At 63.5% G+C, this 18487-nt stretch carries 15 protein-coding genes; 13 read left to right on the forward strand and 2 right to left on the reverse strand.

Annotation, left to right across the window (positions count from 1 at the left end; genetic code table 11):
- Window positions 1-147: 147 nt before the first annotated feature.
- The 6 genes from IW252_RS10370 to IW252_RS10395 all read left to right on the forward strand — a co-directional run bounded on the left by IW252_RS10370 (window position 148) and on the right by IW252_RS10395 (window position 7468).
- Window positions 148-1425: an ABC transporter substrate-binding protein gene (locus IW252_RS10370; protein ID WP_196836480.1), complete on the forward strand. Its 1278-nt coding sequence runs from the start codon at window positions 148-150 to the stop codon at window positions 1423-1425.
- Between the two features lie 61 nt (window positions 1426-1486).
- Window positions 1487-2374: a carbohydrate ABC transporter permease gene (locus tag IW252_RS10375; RefSeq protein WP_196836481.1), complete on the forward strand. Its 888-nt coding sequence runs from the start codon at window positions 1487-1489 to the stop codon at window positions 2372-2374.
- On the forward strand, window positions 2374-3312 hold the full coding sequence (locus tag IW252_RS10380) for a carbohydrate ABC transporter permease (RefSeq protein WP_231365991.1): 939 nt from the start codon (window positions 2374-2376) through the stop codon (window positions 3310-3312). Before IW252_RS10375 ends, IW252_RS10380 begins: the two co-directional genes overlap by 1 nt.
- Window positions 3313-3339: 27 nt before the next feature.
- Window positions 3340-4677: a NosD domain-containing protein gene (locus IW252_RS10385; protein WP_196836482.1), complete on the forward strand. Its 1338-nt coding sequence runs from the start codon at window positions 3340-3342 to the stop codon at window positions 4675-4677.
- A 116-nt stretch (window positions 4678-4793) separates the two neighbouring features.
- Complete coding sequence (locus IW252_RS10390; protein ID WP_196837234.1) at window positions 4794-5852, forward strand: LacI family DNA-binding transcriptional regulator; 1059 nt, start codon at window positions 4794-4796, stop codon at window positions 5850-5852.
- Between the two features lie 74 nt (window positions 5853-5926).
- The gene (locus IW252_RS10395) at window positions 5927-7468 is read left to right on the forward strand and encodes a glycoside hydrolase family 32 protein (RefSeq protein ID WP_196836483.1); all 1542 of its coding nucleotides are present in this window, start codon (window positions 5927-5929) and stop codon (window positions 7466-7468) included.
- Window positions 7469-7498: 30 nt separating this feature from the next.
- Here the strand turns inward: IW252_RS10395 and IW252_RS10400 are convergent, their stop codons facing one another.
- Window positions 7499-7801: a hypothetical protein gene (locus tag IW252_RS10400; protein WP_196836484.1), complete on the reverse strand. Its 303-nt coding sequence runs from the start codon at window positions 7799-7801 to the stop codon at window positions 7499-7501.
- Between the two features lie 535 nt (window positions 7802-8336).
- On the opposite strand from IW252_RS10400, the gene IW252_RS10405 reads away from it, so the two are divergent.
- Together IW252_RS10405 and IW252_RS10410 are read left to right on the forward strand one after the other, a co-directional pair.
- Window positions 8337-9188: an MBL fold metallo-hydrolase gene (locus IW252_RS10405; RefSeq protein ID WP_196836485.1), complete on the forward strand. Its 852-nt coding sequence runs from the start codon at window positions 8337-8339 to the stop codon at window positions 9186-9188.
- Between the two features lie 3 nt (window positions 9189-9191).
- Window positions 9192-10403: an MFS transporter gene (locus tag IW252_RS10410; protein WP_196836486.1), complete on the forward strand. Its 1212-nt coding sequence runs from the start codon at window positions 9192-9194 to the stop codon at window positions 10401-10403.
- Here the strand turns inward: IW252_RS10410 and IW252_RS10415 are convergent.
- On the reverse strand, window positions 10379-11278 hold the full coding sequence (locus tag IW252_RS10415; protein ID WP_196836487.1) for a phosphatase PAP2 family protein: 900 nt from the start codon (window positions 11276-11278) through the stop codon (window positions 10379-10381). The two genes, IW252_RS10410 and IW252_RS10415, sit on opposite strands and share 25 nt — an antisense overlap.
- Window positions 11279-11338: 60 nt before the next feature.
- Here IW252_RS10415 and IW252_RS10420 point away from each other — a divergent pair, with 60 nt between their 5' ends.
- The 5 genes from IW252_RS10420 to IW252_RS10440 all read left to right on the forward strand — a co-directional run bounded on the left by IW252_RS10420 (window position 11339) and on the right by IW252_RS10440 (window position 18461).
- Window positions 11339-12337: an o-succinylbenzoate synthase gene (locus tag IW252_RS10420; protein ID WP_196836488.1), complete on the forward strand. Its 999-nt coding sequence runs from the start codon at window positions 11339-11341 to the stop codon at window positions 12335-12337.
- A 99-nt stretch (window positions 12338-12436) separates the two neighbouring features.
- Window positions 12437-14560: a PhoX family protein gene (locus IW252_RS10425; RefSeq protein WP_196836489.1), complete on the forward strand. Its 2124-nt coding sequence runs from the start codon at window positions 12437-12439 to the stop codon at window positions 14558-14560.
- 128 nt (window positions 14561-14688) lie between these two features.
- Window positions 14689-16407, forward strand: a complete 1719-nt coding sequence (menD, locus tag IW252_RS10430) for a 2-succinyl-5-enolpyruvyl-6-hydroxy-3-cyclohexene-1-carboxylic-acid synthase (RefSeq protein WP_331271514.1) — start codon at window positions 14689-14691, stop codon at window positions 16405-16407.
- A 162-nt stretch (window positions 16408-16569) separates the two neighbouring features.
- On the forward strand, window positions 16570-17466 hold the full coding sequence (locus IW252_RS10435) for a siderophore-interacting protein (protein ID WP_196836491.1): 897 nt from the start codon (window positions 16570-16572) through the stop codon (window positions 17464-17466).
- A 56-nt stretch (window positions 17467-17522) separates the two neighbouring features.
- The gene (locus IW252_RS10440) at window positions 17523-18461 is read left to right on the forward strand and encodes an ABC transporter substrate-binding protein (protein WP_196836492.1); all 939 of its coding nucleotides are present in this window, start codon (window positions 17523-17525) and stop codon (window positions 18459-18461) included.
- The last annotated feature ends 26 nt before the right edge of the window (window positions 18462-18487 follow it).

Here is an 18487-nt window from a genome sequence, read left to right on the forward strand (position 1 = left end):
TCATCTAGCACCTGAACACTAGACGCCAGTTGTGACCCTTGACACGTGATGAACGGCACGCTTATCGTAGCTGCCAAGACGTTTTAGCAAAACGTCTTGGCACGAGCAGGCGCTCTTGTCACTTGCCCCGAGAGAAAGTCGTCTACGATGTCCACGCGTCAAAGAATCTTTAGGGTCTCCTCCATAGGTGGCCTCCTTGCAACCGCGGCTCTCGCCGTCACGGCCTGTGGCGCCGGTGGTCCGGCAGAATCTGGCGGATCCGGTGACTCTGTCACCGTTCTTGTCGAGGCCGGTGGACGGGCAGAACTCACTGAGGTGGCGGAGGTGTGCCGGGAGACCACTGGCCTCGACGTCTCGTTCGTGGAGTTGCCATACAACGGACTCTTCAACAGACTTTCCAGTGAGTTCTCGTCCGGGAATGTCTCGTTTGATGTGGCCGCCCTCGACTCTGTTTGGCTGCCAAACTTCAAAGATGCCCTAGAGCCCATCGATGAGCTCTACACCGAAGACGTCAAACAGGACATCTTCCCGGCACTCGTCGAAGAGGCCCAAGTCGACGGGCACTTTATCGGTATGCCGGCGTGGACCAACACGGAGATTATTCTTTACCGTAAGGATTTGTTCGAAGATCCCGAAAACAAAGCTGACTTCGAGGCAGAGTATGGGTATGAACTTACTGCACCTGAAACTTGGGAGCAGTATGAAGATATCTCTGAGTTCTTCACTCGAGATGGGATGTATGGGACTGATGTCAAAGGCGCAGTCGAAACGGAGTGGCTTGCGCACGTCCTTCAAGCCGGATCGCCCATGGTGCTCGATGAAGACGGATCGGTCGTCATTGATAACGAAGCCCATCGTGAGGCTTTGGACTTTTACGTAGGGCTCGCGGAATCAGCGCCACCTGGCGCAGCACAGGTCGACTGGGCGGCGGCGCAGAATCTTTTCAATCAAGGCAAGACGGCGATGACTCGATTCTGGGCGCATGCCTACCGTCAAATTCCGGACGATGCTCCGATTGCCGGCAAGGTCGGCACGGCCCCGATGGTTGCCGGCGAAGCAGGTATCGCTGGGGTCCCGGGCCCGTGGTATCTCTCAATTCCTCAAGCGACTGACAACAAAGACAATGCCAAGAAGTTCATTGAATGCGCCTATGAAAATAACAGTCTGGGGATTGAATCAAGCCTAGGTCTAGCCGCTCGAATCTCCGCGTTTGAGCAGTATCAGGATCAGCCTGGATATGAGAGCTTCGGACCCCTCATCGAGACTTTGAATGCTGAGTCTACGGCTACCCGGCCGGCGACAGACAAGTGGCAACAGATCGTAGACACGGTGCTTGTTCCTCTCCTGCAGAAAGCAGTTGACGGTGGAGATTCTGCCGCTCTCCTTGAGGACGCCAAGAAGCAAATTGAAGCCCTCTTGAACTAATCACTGGCGGCCGGCATGTCTTCGACTATGCCGGCCGCCCCAACTAGCGGAAGAGAATCCCTTGCGCATCACCGATCGCCGCTTTGCACTCTACTTAATGGCACCTGCAGCGTTGTTTCTTGCAGTGTTCGTGGCCTACCCACTATTCAGCCTCGTTGCTGACAGCTTCTTTGAAATTTCCCCGGTTTTGGGAGGACCACGAGAGTTCGTGGGTCTCGATAATTACGTTCAAGCTTTCACATCGCAAGCCTTTGTGGGAGCTGGATGGCGAACCCTGGCCTACACGCTACTTGTCGTTACCCTTGAATTCGCTCTTGGCCTAGGAATGGCTCTTCTCTTTACGTTGCTTGGCCGCAAATCGCAGACGTGGCGGACAGTATTCTTGTACCCACTCATGATTGCACCGATTGTGGCTGGTCTGCTGTGGAAGTTTCTGATGATTGACAATTTCGGTCTGTTAGGAGCTCTCCTGCACCAAGTGGGTCTTCTGCGGGATCCCAATCAAATCGGCTGGTTGTCGAATCCCGACATAGTGCTCTTCTCCGTTGCTATTCCCGACATTTGGCTCACAACGTCCTTCATGTGTTTGGTGCTGTTCGCCGGGCTACAGAATATTCCTGGCGAACTGATTGAGGCGGCAAGACTCGACGGCGCTCGAGCTCCGGCGATGTTGTTCAAGATCATCCTCCCGCTACTCAGGCCTGTGATCGCTGTTGCGTTGGTCGTTCGTGGAGTCGATGCCGCTCGCGCCTTTGACTCTATTCTAATTCAGACTAATGGCGGACCACAGTCTGCATCAGAAACCATGAGTCTGTTGATTTATAACACTATGATTCGCTTCGGTGAACCAGGTCTGGCAAGCGCCATGGGCACTATTTATCTTATTGCCATGCTTGGCATCGCATTCGTCGCCGTCGGTACGATCTGGCGGCCGGGAAAGGACTCCTGATGACCACCGCACCAACTACTCAGCGGTCTGATCTGCGGGACTCGCGTGGCTCACGTCCTAACAGGCTAGGAAACATTCTCAAGCCGCGGCGATATCAGGCTGAAGGCCTAGAAGCTAGCAAACGAAGTACGCGTGCATTGCTTTGGGCACTTCTGGCTGTCGCTATGGTCCTCTACGGATTTCCCTTCCTGTACCTCCTACTCACTTCTTTCAAGACTCCACTCGACACGATCGCGGTGCCACCGACGATTCTGCCGGACACCTGGACACTGGAAAATTACATCAACGCACTCGGACGCGACGGAGTTTTAGCGTCGATCATTAACAGTACGCAAACCGCCGTCATCAGCACGATACTGTCGCTTGTGTTGGCTGTTCCCGCGGCTTATGGAATCACGAGATACAAAACGCCTAGTGGGCGCGTATTCATCATGGCCGCTTTGGTGACTCGAATGGTTCCACCAGTCGCCATTGGAATTCCCTTGGCTTCGATGATGTCCTCAGTCGGCCTAGCCGACACCCCAATTGCCCTGGCCATCGCGCACACGACAATTTCCCTGCCGTTATCTATCTGGCTAATGGCAAGTTTTTTTGAAGCAGTACCACAAGAGTTGGAAGAAGCGGCGACAGTTGACGGATGTTCGAGGCTGGGCGCGCTGTGGCGTGTCGTTATTCCAGTTGTATCGGGAGGTATTGCCGTCACGGCAATTTTCGCCTTCTTGGCCTCCTGGAATGAGTTCCTCTTCGCACTCCTGATGACAGCGATACGTTCCCAGACAACGCCAGTAGTTATTGCTAACTTCCAGACGCAATTTGGTCTTGACTGGGGATCCATGACCGCATTGGCGGCAGTATACTCTGTGCCGGTTATTATTCTCACCCTGCTCCTGCAGCGCAAAATTGTTGCAGGCATGACACTGGGTGCGGTCAAGGGCTAACGACAGCGAAATGAAAGGCGAATTATTATGACCTATGAGAATCGCTACGATGTCAGCACGTGGCCAGTTGGTGATCCGCTCGAAGATATCGGTGAGGTCCTCAATAGCATCATCGCAGACGTCCATCAACGACAATCGGCGAGTACACCACCGTACGGTGGTAAGCCGGGCGCCGTCATTTACATCCCGCCAGGGGACTATCGTCTTCGAACGCAAGTTCTTATCGACATCAGTTTCCTGCGCATCGAGGGATCAGGGCATGGTTTTACTTCGTCGAGCATTAGGTTCAATGTCCCTGAAGATCAATGGGAAGGGCTGCACGAACTTTGGCCTGGTGGAAGCCGTATCTTAGTTGATATTCCTAGGGAGCGAGGTGATGATACGGCCGGGGCTGCCTTTCGCGTCGAGCGTAGTGGTGACCCACGAATTAGCTCTGTGGAGTTTGTAGATTTTTGTCTTGACGGCCTGCATTTCCAAGAAGACGAATCAGATTTACCGGCGGAGAATACGTACTCAAATGGCAAGACGGGTATCTTAGTCGCCAGTCCTAATGACTCTTTTCGGATCAGCGGGATGGGGTTCGTTTACTTAGAGAACGCACTGACTATTTATAAAGCAGACGCGTTGAGTGTTCAGGATAATTTTATCGCCGAGTGTGGTTCCTGCATTGAACTTAAGGGTTGGGGTCAGGCTTCCAAAATCAATGATAATTTCATCGGTGCCGGCTTCAAGGGCGAATCGATCTATGCGGAGAATCACGGCGGACTTTTGATTGCGGGGAACAATGTCTTTCCACGTGGCTCCAGTAGCGTGCATCTCCATGGCGTGACCCGTTCCAGCGTGACAGGTAATCGTCTTCATTCTTTCTACCCTGGCATGCTTCGACTGAGCGGTAATAGTTCCGAGAATCTCATCGCGACGAATCACTTTCTTCGTGATCTTGAACCATGGACGCCCTTCCATGGTATTAATAATGGGCTCGATGACGATTACGGATTAATCAATATTGATGGGAGCGATAATTCTGTCGTCACCAATCACCTTTCACTCAATATTGATGGACGAGATGTCACTCCGTCGGGTTCCGCGCCGGTTGTCATTCGCTTGCGAAACGGTGTGGGCAACTTCGTTTCCAATAATCATGTCGTTGCTACACATGTCGACTCCAGCCAGAGCGACTCGTGCTTCGAAGGGCAGGTTGACTCGCTCCTATCGAAGGGTCCCTCGGGAGGCCTCGAGGTGGTCACGGTCTCGATTGAGGCCTCATCGGAGCGAAATACGGTTCTCGATTCCGGTCGTGAAACAGAGATTCTTGCCGACAGGTCGGTCAATGCCTTGAGGATTACACCTGAGGTCGGTGGATAGCAGCATGGCACGACGACAAGACTCGCTGCGGTCGTGTTGGTCTTCGCCGTCACCCACAGTGATCTCAGTGCCGGCGGTAGGATCTGCATCGAGGTCACGGCAGCATGGGAGAAGCAATGACGAGTAGACCGGTCGGAATTAAGGACGTAGCCGCGGCTGCCGGGGTCTCCGTGACGACCGTCTCGCACGTCTTGAATGACGTCGCGTACGCCCGCGTCAGCGCTAGTACGCGAGAGCGTGTCCAAGGGGTTGCCGAGCAGCTGGGCTACGGACCCAACAGGCTAGCCCGTGCGCTGCGGACTCAACGTTCCGGGATGATCGGCTTCATCAGTGAGGAGATTGCAACCACACCTCACGCTGGTCGAATCATCCTCGGTGCGGAAGAGGCGGCGCGGGCGCGGGGGTACCGCCTCATGATCATCAATTCCACGAGCACCGGGTCGTCGGAGTCCAACGACAACCTCATAGAAGATCTGCAAGACCGGCAGGTGGACGGCATTCTTTACGCCACGATGTACCACCGCAGGTTGGCGGCTCCTAGGGCCTTGGCCACTATGCCAGCGGTGCTCGTCGATTCCGAAGATGTGACCCGAACTGTTCCATCGGTCATACCCGATGAGGTAGCCGGCGCTCGGTCGGCCGTGCGCACCCTCATTGATGCCGGTCACACGCGCATCGGCATGCTCAACAACACGGACGACGTCCCCGCTACGCATTCGCGGCTAACTGCATACAAAGAAACGTTGGCAGAGTCGGGTCTAGAAATTGACGATGATTTGATTCAGTCGGACGTATCTGAAGTTTCCGGTGGCTATCAGGCTGCACTTGGTTTACTTTCCTCGACAGTGCGGCCGACCGCTATTTTTTGCTATAACGATCGCATGGCCATGGGTGCCTACCGTGCAGCTTCAGAGCTCGGATTGCGTATACCCGCCGACGTTTCAATCGTGGGGTTCGATAATCAACAGCTGATTGCTGAGAACCTTTATCCTGCGCTGACGACCGTTGCCTTGCCTCACTACGAAATGGGAGCGTGGGCGACGGAAACATTGATTAACGCGATTGAAGGCAAGGTAGATCTAAACAGGTTTGTCGAACATCCTACCGTTTTGCCTTGCCCACTCACGTTGCGCGATTCCGTGGCGGAGATGTCAGCAGTAGACCCTACTGCCTAATCCGTCGCCACGTTAGACGATAATTTTTTGATTACCGATCATCGTCGGTAATGGATCTTTCAAGGAAATACTCTATGCAGCGAACCCCCAGCCCCTCCTGCGCTTTATCAGCCCGCAATGCCGTTGATTCGTACCGGCCAGTGTTGCACTACACGGCACGCGATACTTGGCTTAACGATCCTAATGGTTTGGTTTGGTATCAAGGGATTTATCATCTGTTTTATCAGAACAATCCTTTCGGCAATGTTTGGGGAAATATGTCCTGGGGTCACGCCACATCGACTGACCTTTTGCACTGGACGGAACAACCGGTGGCGATTGCCTGCGATGATGAAGAAGACATTTTCTCCGGCAGTATTGTGGTCGATACAGAGAACACGTCTGGTTTCGGTACGTCGACATCTCCCGCGCTCGTTGCCATCTATACCAGTGCCTACAAGGACGGTTCCCTCCATGAGGGAACGCAAGCGCAATCGCTGGCTTATTCAACCGACGCCGGCATGTCGTGGACAAAGTACGCGCACAATCCTGTGCTCGGTCGCGAATCCGCGCACTTCAGAGATCCGAAGGTGTTTCTGTATAACGCGCCGGGAGATTCCTACTGGGTGATGGTCGCAGTCGAGGCTCAGCATCAACAAGTAGTGCTCTACCGTTCGTCGGACCTCAAAGCGTGGACGTATTTGAGCAGCTTCGGCCCGGCCAATGCGGGGGGAGGGGAGTGGGAGTGTCCAGATTTATTCCCTCTGCCCGTTGCCGGCCAGGAAGACCAGACGAAGTGGGTCCTGATCGTCAATATCAATCCGGGTGCTGTGGCTGGTGGATCTGGAGGCCAGTACTTCATCGGTGACTTCGATGGAGTCACGTTTCACCCCGATGCGGACTCGATTGCCCCAAGGGATGAGGTTGGCGGTGTGGACCTCGAACGCTGCCTGTGGCTCGACTGGGGACGCGACTACTACGCGGGAGTCTCCTTTAGCAACGTCCCGAACGGCCGCTGCATCATGATCGGGTGGATGAACAACTGGGATTACGCGAATTCCCTGCCTACCACGCCGTGGCGCTCGGGTATGTCGTTGGCCCGGAGGGTCACGTTAGAATCGCACGGAGAAGTTGCTCGACTCGTACAGCATCCAATTCTGCCGGTGCCACTGCCCGCGCCTGACTTAGAAGTGGTTGACTTCGAGTTGGCCAGCGCAGAAGTGACCCTTCCTCTCGTCGACGCCACGGCCGCTCAGCTGATTGAGGCTGAAATCATGCCGGGAACATCGCAAACCATCAGGTTGGAGCTTCTGCCTAGCCTGCACGGACGGGCCCCCGCCGTCCTGAGCTATAACGTTGCAACGAGTGAGCTGTGTCTCGATAGGCGCGAAGGTGGCGACACATCGTTCAACGAGACCTTTGGATCCATCGAAGTGGCTCCTGTGCCGTTGGAGGACGGAGTCTTGCGACTCCGCATCGTGATTGATCACTGCTCGGTAGAAGTATTCGCCCAAAATGGACGGGTGGTCTTGAGTGACCTGATCTTCCCTGTGGCTGAGGCGGACCGTTGTGCCGTGCTTTCCGTTGAGGGTGGTCGAGCAATCGCGCGGAGGCTTGCCGTGCTGACCCTGCGCTGACTGCAGGCAGTTCCTGTGAGCGAATCCGCGTTACTTCTTGCGGCCGCCGAAGATCATCGAGGCTAGCGCCGTCACCCCGGTGACCGCGAAGACCGCTGGCCAAGCGCCGATCTTTTTAGCCAGAGGATGGGAGGCGCCGAAGGCGGCGAGGTAGGTGCCGGTGAGCGCGACGGCGCGCGCGGTCCCGGCGTCGCGCTGCCACACGGTGAAGGCGGCTGCGCCACACGCGGCGAGGACGGTGCCGCCGGCGGCGCGGTCTCCCGTCTCACTGGCGACCTTGTAGCCCATGAGGAGGCCGGCTTTGGCGCATGCGGTGGAAACGAGACGGGACATCGTGGACTCCTGATCGTGATGACGTGGGGGACCGGTTGGGCCGGTCCTCGTGCAGTAGTTCCAGCATAGGCGTCAGCCACCCACAAAAAAGGCTGGCGGTTTGAGGGCCCGTCTCCACTGCACCGGCCCGCCGCAGTGGGGCCGGTGCAGTGGGGCGATCGCGGGTTACCAAGCCGGACCGCCGGGAGGTCTCAAACCGCCAGCTTCACCACTTACCAAGCAGAAATTAGCCTAACCTTACTTCAATACGAAGTAAAGCCCTTTCGTAATTCGTGACTCTCCGCTACGCTGGCAGGCAACAGCGCATCGCTCGGCGGCTCGCCAGGCTCTGCAGCGGTACGCTGCGTGGAACTACAACGCCGGCCGGTGGCACGCGGGAGATGGACCCGGGTGTCGCCGGCCGGCGTCGTTCCGTGCGTCACCGCGCCTCGTTGCTGACACGCAGTGCAGCCGGACGCCGGGTGTCACGGGCCGAATCGGAGAGCGCAAAAGCGTTAGGCTGACGGTACACAGCACGCGCGGCGGAAGGATCACGATGACGCAGGAGCCCACGGACACTGGCTGGGAGCGAGCAGGGGAGCGGACCTACGTCCTGACCCTTGAGGCGTTCAAGATCAACATCGGGCTGGTGGTCGGTGATGACCGCGCGGTCGTGATCGACACGGGGGCCGGGCCGCGTGAGGCCGCGCAGATTCTGAACGCTGTGCGCGAGGTGACGGACGTTCCCCTGATCGTGGTCAACACCCATTCGCACGGCGATCACACCTTTGGCAACGCCTACTTCGCTGCCCACGGCGTCGAGGAATTCTGGGCCCACACGGCCACGGCAGAAGCCGTGGCTGCGGACCCGGACGCTCAGCGCCGCATGGTCGCCCGCACCGAACCAGAGATGGGAGCCCGGGAGGGCGAGCACACCGCGGTCCACACACCCACCCATACCGTGGGCGCCGAGCCCGTGGACCTTGACCTCGGCGGACACTCCGTCACGCTGTTCTACCTCGGCCGCGGCCACACGGCCGGGGACCTATTGGTGGGATCTGGATCCGTCCTGTTCGCCGGAGACCTCGTGGAGGAGGGGGCGCACCCAGAATTTGAGGACTCCTTCCCGTACGACTGGCGCAAGACCCTCGGCAAGATCATCGCGATTGATGAGCTCTACACCTCGATCGTTCCCGGCCACGGCCGCATCGTCGACGCCGACTACGTTCGTTCGCAGCTGGGCAACCTGCGCCGGGCTATCCGCATGTGCAGCACGGCCATCCACGAGGCGTCGGTGGACTACACGAAGGCCGTACCGGTGTTGCCCTACGGGCCCGTCCAATCCCGGTACCTGATCACTCGGTTGAAGGAAACGGAAACCGCCTCGGACACCGTTCTGCCGCACTAGGCGGTGGCGAGCCGGGAGTTTGGGCTCCGCGACCTCGGGCTGAAGGTCTACGGGCCGTCGCTGCTGTACGCCGTCGGGCTCGGCGCGATCATGCCCGTGATCGCGCTCAGCGCCCGCGACGTCGGCGCGAGCGTCGCTGGAGCCGCGCTCGTCGTCACGCTCGTGGGCGTCGGGTCCCTGATCATGAACGTGCCCGCCGCCCTGCTGACGGCCCGGTTCGGCGAGCGCCCCTCCATGATCGCCGCGGCCGGAGCCGCCGCGCTCGGCATGGGCGCCGCCATCGCGGCCCGGGACGCCGTCGTCCTCTCGGTGGGCATTCTGGTGGTGGGCATGGCCGGCTCCGTCTTCAACTTGGCCCGGCAGAGTTACTTGGCCGAGGCCGTCCCCGGGCATTTCCGGGCGCGGGCCATGTCCACGCTGGGCGGGACGCTGCGTATCGGCGCGTTCGTCGGGCCGTTTATCGCCGCGGGCGCGATGGCTCCGCTGGGTCTGGCGGGGGCCTACTGGGTGGGCCTGGGCGCCATGGTGGCCGCCGCCGTCGTCGGATTCTGGGTTCCCGAACTGCCTCGGCCGGGCGCGGCGGCCCGCTCGGACCGGACGACGTCGGCACCCGGTGGGGGTGCTCCGGCCTCCGGCACCAGCATGGGTGCGATCGTTGCCGCGTACTGGCGGACCTACCTCACCGTTGGCTCCGGCGTCTTTCTGCTGGCGTGCGTGCGCGCCACCCGCAACGTGGTGCTGCCCCTGTGGTCCGAGCATGTGGGACTGGACCCCGCGCTCGCGGCCCTCGTCTACGGGGTCTCCGGTGCCGTGGACGTGCTGGTGTTCTACCCGGCCGGCAAGGTGATGGACCGGTTTGGCCGGGTCTATTCCGCGGTCCCGTGTCTGTTGCTCTTGGGCGTCTCGATGGCGTTGATCCCCCTCGTCTCCGACGTGTGGGGGCTGCTCTGGGTGGGCGCACTGATGGGGTTCGGCAACGGGTTGGGGACGGGCATCGTCATGACCTTGGGCGCCGACTACGCGCCCGCGCACGCCCGGCCGCAGTTCCTGGGATTCTGGAGGGTCCTGACCGACTCCGGCATGATGGTCGGCCCGGTCATCGTCTCCGGGGTGACCACCGTGGCCAGCCTCGCCACCGGGGTCATGGTGATCGCCGTGGTGGCGCTCGTGGGCACCGGCGTGTTTGCGTATTACCTGCCGCGCACGCGGCCCTGAAACGCGAAGACGCGCTCCAACACCGCGAACGTGGTGAGGGCAGCACCACCGATCGCGAGCACGCCGCCCGTCAGGAAGCCCAGCAGCAGCTGATAGTTCTCACCCGTATCCACGGGAGGCAGCAGGGCCCACAGCACGGCGGCGCACAGCAGGCCTGCGAGGCCGGGCACCCACATGAACCAAGCGAATCCCCGCGAAGCGGCCCAAAAATCGCGGCGGGAGAATCGGTTCTCCTCCGGTGCCACGACGGCCAGGACCCACCCGGTGAGGAGAGCGAAGAACAACACGACCAAGTACGCGCCGAAGATGTCAGCCGGCCGATGCCACCCGAGGACCAGCGTCGCCGCGCCAGCCGCCGCCGTGTAGAGGCCGCCGAGCAGGGCCACCAGCGGCCGCCACCGTGGGGTCACGGTGCAGAAAACGGCCGCCATCGACGCAGCGGCCAGCGTGGTGTGCCCGGAGGGGAAAGAATTGACGGTCGCCTCGGAGATGCCCAGGTTGGGCCGCTCCAGCACCTGATGCTTGAGTAGTTGGGTGGCTAGCACGGCGGACCCGAGGCTGGCGAGCGTGATGAGCGGAGCCAGCACGGAGCGGTGGACGACGGCGGAGATGATCAGCGCTGCCGCGGCCATCACGGCGGAGACGTGCGGCAGTTTGCCGAGGAACGCGAGCGCGGGCTCGCGCGCCTGATCCCGCTGGGCGAGGAAATCGCGGGCCCCAATCAGGGCGTTGTCGTCGATGTGCTGCCCCGGATCGGTCAGCACAAAAAACCAATACACCGCGGCGAGCGCCGCGGCGGAAGCTAGCAACCCGAGCATCCAGCCGACGGGCCAGGCGACGCGGGCGCCAGAGTAGGTGCCGGATTCGTGAGTCATCGACATTAGCTTGACACGGCCGCGCGCAGAATACCGGTATCTCTCGCTAGAGTGTGGGGCATGCCTCAGCCCCGTCAGCTCCCCCCGCTGGAGGAGGTCCTCGCCTCCGCGCACGTGGTGTCCATCCCCTTGCGCGTGCGCTTCCGCGGCGTCACTCATCGGGAGGCCGTCATCTTCACGGCCCCGGCCGAATCCGCCGAATTTTCCCCCTTCCTCGAGTACGGCGACGCGGAGGCCGCGGCGTGGCTCGCGTGCGCGCTCGAGGTCGGCTGGGAGGGCTACCCCACGCCCGTGCGGGAGTCGGTGCCGGTTAACGCGACGGTCCCCGCCGTCGCGCCCGAACAGGTTGAGGCCGTGCTCGGCCGGTACGACGCCGCCCACACCGTCAAGATCAAGGTGGCCGAGGCCGGTCAAACCCTGCACGACGACGTCGCCCGGGTCGAGCAAGTGCGCCGCCTGCTGCCGGACGCACACCTGCGCATCGATGCCAACGGGGGGTGGGACCACGAGCAGGCGCTCGCGGGACTCGAGGCGCTCGCCGGCTACGGGTTGCAATACGCTGAGCAGCCCGTGGCCGGAGTAGAACCTTTGGCCGCCTTGCGGGACGAGGTGCGCCGCCGCGAATTGCCCGTGCTCATCGCGGCGGACGAGGCTGTGCGCAAGGAGACCGATCCGCTGGCGGTGGCCCGCCTTGGCGCCGCCGATCTGCTGGTGATCAAGGCGCAACCGCTCGGGGGTGTCCGGCGCGCGCTCGGGATCGTTGCCGAGGCCGGGTTGCCCGCCGTGGTGAGCTCGGCGCTGGATACCTCGATTGGGACGCGCGCCGGTGCGGCGCTCGCCGCCGCCCTGCCGGAGCTGGACTATGCGTGCGGGCTCGGCACGGTCTCGCTCTTCGACGGGGACGTCACGCCCGCGTCATTCACGGCGCGCAACGGCGCTCTCCAGCTGCGCCGGGTGAGCGCGGATCCGGACCTGATGAGGCGTTTTGCGGCCCCAGAACCCCGTCAGCGGTGGTGGTTGGCGAGGTTACGCCGCTGCTATGAACGCTTGGTGAACTAATTGGTTCCCGGGGTTCATGTCGGCGCGAGGAAAAATTAGGGTTCGCTTGAAAGCTTGAGTGACGCACTCGTGTCCATACCAAGTCGAAAGAGACGGACGATGTCACCCTTGCCCCAGAACCTGCTTAACCTGCTGCCGATGGCCGGACATACGCGCGGAAATCGCGACGCGATGACGTGCCACTTCAAGTGCGGCGACGCCTGCGCACAGGCTGTGTGCAACACCAGCTCCAACTCCTACTTCCGGGATATCGCGAACTCCGCGCTCTCTCGCCGCGCGGCGCTCGGCCTCGGCGGCGTGGCCGCGGCCGTCGTCGTCGTGGGCCCCCAGATTGCGCACGCCCCGTCCGCGTCCGCTGACTTCGGCGGGTTCGGCAAGGGCGGCGGCAAGTTGCCCTTCAACGCGATCGACCCGGTGGAGCGCACGGTGGACACGGTCTCCGTCCCGGACGGCTACGACTGGGCGCCGATCATCCGCTGGGGTGACCCGCTGTTCAACGACTCGCCCGAGTTCGACGCCCAGCACCAGACGGCTGCCGCTCAGGAAAAGCAGTTCGGCTACAACAACGATTACCTCAACATCATCGCGGACGGCGGCAACGGCCGCACCGGCGTGCTGGTCTGCAATCACGAGTACACCAACGAATACATGATGTTTGACCCACAGTGGCAGGCCGAGAACGAGGACGAGGCGCGCCGCATCGCCTGGGCCGCGCACGGATTCTCCGTGGTGGAACTGACCCGCAAGAAGGCGGGGCAGAAATGGGAGTACGTCCGCGGCGGCCAGCGCAACCGCCGCATCACCGCCACCACGCCGTTCCGGCTCGACGGCCCGGCGGCCGGCTCCGAGCTGGTCAAAACGGTCGCGGACCCGGAAGGAATGACGGTTCTGGGAACCAACAACAACTGCGCCGGCGGCACCACCCCGTGGGGCACCATCGTCTCCGGCGAAGAGAACTTCAACCAGTACTTCCAGGGGCGCGGTACCGCCGAGGAAGCCCGCTACGGGATTGGCACCGGTGCGCCGAGCCGCGGCTGGGAGAAGCTCGACCCGCGCTTCTCGGCCCAGAACGAGGGATATGAGAACGAGGTGAACCGGTTCGGCTACATCGTGGAGATCGACCCGCAGGACCCCACCTCCACCCCGGTCAAGCACACCGCGATCGGCCGCTTCAAGCATGAGGGCGCGAACATCAACATCGCCGCCGACGGCCGCGTGGTGGTCTACTCGGGAGATGACGAGCGCTTCGACTACGTCTATAAGTTCATCTCCAAGGGCAAGTACCGCGAGGGCGACAAGGCGCACAACATGACGCTGCTCTCCGAGGGCGACTTGTACGTGGCCCGCTTCTCCGAAACCTCCGCGGCGGAGATTGACGGGTCCGGGACCGTGCCCGCCGATGGCGCCTTCGATGGCGGCGGCGAGTGGCTGCCGCTGGTGAAGAACGGCACCTCCCGGGTCGACGGCATGAGCGTTGCCGAGGTGTTGGTGTACACGCGCCTCGCCGCTGACCAGGTGGGAGCCACCAAGATGGACCGGCCGGAGGACGTGGAGCCGAGCCCGCTCACCGGAAAGCTTTACATCGCCCTCACCAACAACTCCAACCGCGGTGCCTCCGGTTATGCGGGCGCTGACGAGGCCAACCCGGTCAACGGCAACCGCGACGGCCACGTGATCGAGCTGACGGAATCCGGAAGCGACGCCGCGGCGCTGACCTTCAACTGGAACATCCTGTTGGTGGCCGGTGACCCTGCCGTGAGCAGTTCCACCTACTTTTCCGGGTACCCGGCGGAGAAGGTTTCACCGATTTCCTGCCCGGACAACCTGGCCTTCGACTCCCGCGGCAACCTGTGGATCTCGACCGATGGCGCTCCAGGGAAGATCGGTTACTGCGACGCGATCCACAAGGTTACCCTCACCGGTGACGAGCGCGGCCGTGTGGAGCAGTTCCTCGCCGTCCCAGCCGGCGCCGAGGCCTGCGGTCCGGTGATCCACGACCGGGAGAACTCGGTGTTCGTGGCCGTGCAGCACCCGGGCGAGGGCGGCACCTACGATCAGCCCTACTCCCTGTTCCCGGATTTCAAGGACTCCCGCGAGTCCGCCGGTCTCGGCGAGTTCTATGGCCCCCGCCCGTCCGTCGTGCAGGTGTTTAGCACCCGCGGCAACAACGGTGTGGGCTTTAAGAAGCGCGCCGAGAAGGCCAAGTCGCTGCCGCGCACGTAGTCGGCCGCGTGGCGCCCTGACGGGGCTGACGTGGAGCGTTCCGCAGAGAACACACCACGTCAGCCTCGTGCGTGTGGGCCACGGTGGCCTACAGCCGGGCGCGCGCGGTGGGTCCTAGGATGGAACCCATGGATTCGCTTGCAGCCGCGCGTTGCGCCTTGGCCGAACTCGAGGCCGCCGGGCTGCGGCACCTCGTGATCTCTCCCGGTTCCCGCAGCGCTCCGTTGGCCTATGCCGCCGCGGAGGCGGAGGCCGCGCGGCGGCTCACCGTGCACGTGCGGATTGACGAACGCGATGCTGGCTTTACCGCGCTCGGCCTGGCGCTCTCCACGGGGCAGCCCGTGGCGGTGGCGATGACCTCCGGGACCGCCGTCGGCGAGGTGCTGCCCGCGGTGATGGAAGCCAACCATGCCGGCGTCCCGCTCGTGGTGCTCTCCGCCGATCGGCCCGCCGAGTTGCACGGCACCGGGGCCAACCAGACCACGCGGCAGGCCGGGCTCTTTGGCGAGCATGTCCGCCGCGCACTCACGGTCGCCGCGGGTGAAGACCCCGCGGAGCAGGCCCGCGCGGTGATCGACGCCGCCCTAGGAATCGCTCCGTCCGGGGCGCCGGAGGCCGCCCGCGGCCCCGTCCAGCTCAACCTCGAGTTCCGGGATCCGCTGACCCCGCCTCCCGGCGAGCCTCTCCCGGCCTGGGCGTCGCGGCCGCGACGGGACTTTCCAGGCAGGGGCGACGCCGAACCCACGCTGACCGAGCCGGCAACGCAGCGCGCACGCCGCACCGTGGTGCTGGCCGGCCACGGAGCGGGAGCCGTCGCCGAGAGATTCGCCGCCGTTCACGGCCTCCCGTTGCTGGCGGAGCCGAGCTCCAACGCCCGGTTCGGGCCACAGGCGATCGGCCCGTACCGCCTGCTCTTGACGCACTTCACGGGGCCACACGCGCTGGCCGGCGGCATCGAGCGGGTGGTGGTCTTTGGTCGCCCGACGCTCTCGCGGCCCGTGGCTCGGCTGCTGGCGGACGAGTCACTCCCGGCCGCGCTGTATGTGCCGGCTGCCCAGCCGTGGTTCGAGCCCGGCCGGCGCCGGGAAACTCTCGTCGAGGGACTCGACGAGCTCTCGGCGTTCGCCGGCGTCGCTCCCGCCGGGTGGCTGCGCGCCTGGCACCAAGCGGCGGCCGCGGCCGACCGTGCGGTCGGTGCGGTCCTCGGAGAGGAGGCCACACCAGAGGCGGTGACAGGGCCCGCGCTGGCCCGGGCCGTTTGGGCCGCGCACGGCGGCCCCCTGGTCCTCGGCTCGTCCACTCCGGTGCGGGATGCGGACCTGGCGGCGGACCCGCTCGCCGCCACGTCCGTGCGCCCCGTGATGGCGAATCGGGGCCTGGCCGGGATCGATGGGACCGTAGCGACCGCCCTCGGCGTCGCCGCCGGGCGGGGGGAGCCCACCACGCTCTTGCTGGGCGATGTCACCTTCCTGCACGACGCCGGGGGCCTGTTTGTCGGTGCCGGAGAGCCGGAGCCGGATCTCGATGTGGTGGTCCTCAACGATGCCGGGGGGTCGATCTTCTCCACGCTGGAACACGGTGCGGTGCACACCGGCGGCGGCTACGGCGGCGCCGTCGAACGCCTCTTTTCCACGCCCCACACGGTCCAGCTGGCGTCCCTCGCCGAGGCGTATGGAGCGGCGTACGTGCCCGTCCGGACGACGGCGGAACTCGCGGCGGCGCTGAGCTCGCCCCCGCGGAAGCGGCGGGTCATCGACGTCACCGTCAGCCGCGCCCAGGTCGGCGCGCGGGGGCCGGCGCTCGCCCGGGCGGTGGGCGTGGCGCTGGGGCGCGACGCCGTCGGCTGACGCGCCCACTGAGCGACGTCGCTCACTGGCTCCAATTGCGCAACATTTGGTGTCCCTAATTGCCCTTGCTAAGGTTCTGCTAAGCAAAGGCTTGCCTAACCGCGTATGGTCATGCGCGGTGGCAGGCAGGACCACCAGCGCAGGCGAGAGTGACGAGGACCCATGCCAACGATGACGGCCCACCGGGCTCGCGGCGTCGGTGACTCGTCCCCCGCACCTCGTCCCGCCCCGGCGGCCTCGCCGAATCGCCTGTTCGAGGTGCGCGTGGACGCCGTCGAGCGGCTGGCCCCGCAGATGCTCCGGCTGCATCTGGTAGGCGCCTCACTGGAGCGCCTCGTGGATCGCGAGTTGGACCAGCGCATCAAGATCCTCCTTCCGGCCTCCCCGGGGCAGGGCTATCCGGCCGAGTTCATCGATGGGCTCAGCGAGCGCCAGTGGCGCCGCGCGTGGCGGGCACTAGACCCGCAGCAGCGGCCCGTGCTGCGCACCTACACGGTGGCGCACGCGCGTCCCGCGCAGCAGCGCGCGGCCGTCGACGTCTTCCTGCACTCCCCAGCGGGCCCGGCGAGCCACTTCGCGGCCCACGCCCACCCCGGCGACCGCCTCCTGATGTCCGCGCCCGATGCGCGCGATGACGGCGGCCACCACGGCATCCAGTTCCGTCCCGGGCTGGCGAATCGGTTCTGGATCGCCGGGGACGAGGCAGCGTTCCCCGCGATCGCCGGGGTGCTGCGGAGCCTGACCGCGGACCAGCAAGCCCAAGTGGTTCTTGAATGCGCGGACCCGCGAGACGCCGGGTGGATTCTCGCCGACCTCGGCGCGGCCGCGGTTGACGTGCGCATCGTGACGCCCGCTGGCAGCGATCCGACCAGCCCCGCAGGGCTCGAAGCGGCGGCCGATTCCTTTCTGCGCTCCGGCCAGGCGCCAGAGGGGCTCTACGTCTGGATGGCCGCGGAGACCTCCCGGCTCGCCGGGCTCAAACGTCGCTTCGCGCGCGCTGGCCTCAGCGCGGACAACGTCCACGGACAGGGCTACTGGACGCGCCGCTCAGCCCGGTAGCGCCCCCGCACAACTCGCTCAGAACCATCACAACGCACCACCATGGAGGAACACGTATGTCCCTGAACCCGATTACGCGCCGCGTCGGCGCCCTGACGGCCATCGCCGCCGTCGGACTCAGCCTGGCGGCCTGCGGCACGGACTCCGCACCCGCCGAGGAGACCGCGGCATCCTCGGCGTCGGCCGAGACCCACGACGTCGTCCACGCCCGGGGCACCACGGCCGTGCCAGCGGATCCGCAGCGCGTCGTCGTGCTGGAACCCGTCCAGCTGGACACGGCCGTCGCCCTGGGCAAGGAGCCGGTGGGCACCACGGTGGTCAATGAAACGACGGGTGTGCCCGCCTACCTGGGCGAGGACGCCGCGGACATCGAGCAGGTCGGCACCGTCATGGAGCCCAGCTTGGAGAAGATCGCCGCGCTGGAGCCGGACCTCATCATCGGCACCGAATCTCGGCACTCCGCGCTCTACGACCAGCTGAACGACGTCGCCCCCACCGTGTTCATGGCCACGCAGGCTGACCCCTGGCAGGAGAACGTGGCCCTCGTGGCCGAGGCCCTGGGCGATGCCGAAGGGGCGTCCGACCTGTTGGCTGACTACGAGGCTCGCTGCCAGGAGATCGCGGACACCTACGACACCGCCGGCACCACGGCCCAGCTCATTCGCCCCCGGGACACGCGCTTGACCCTCTACGGGCCCATCTCCTTCGCGGGCAGCACCCTGGAATGCACGGGCCTGACCATCCCCGAGCACGAGTGGGAGGATATCTCGCTGGACATCTCCCCGGAGAACGTCTTGGACGCCGAGGCGGACCTCGTCCTCGTCACCACGGACGACGTCGATGACCCGTCCACGATGCCGGAGGGTATCACCGCGAACCCTGAGGTCTTTGACAACACGTACTTGGTGGATTTCTCCTACTGGATTGCTGGTGTGGGTCCGCACGGTGGCATGGCCGTGCTCGATGACCTCGAAGAAATCCTCGCCGATCAGTAACGCTGTGCCGGCCGTTTTTCACCCAG

The sequence above is a fragment of the Zhihengliuella flava genome, assembly GCF_015751895.1.
In the GTDB taxonomy this organism is placed as follows: Bacteria; Actinomycetota; Actinomycetes; order Actinomycetales; family Micrococcaceae; genus Zhihengliuella; species Zhihengliuella flava.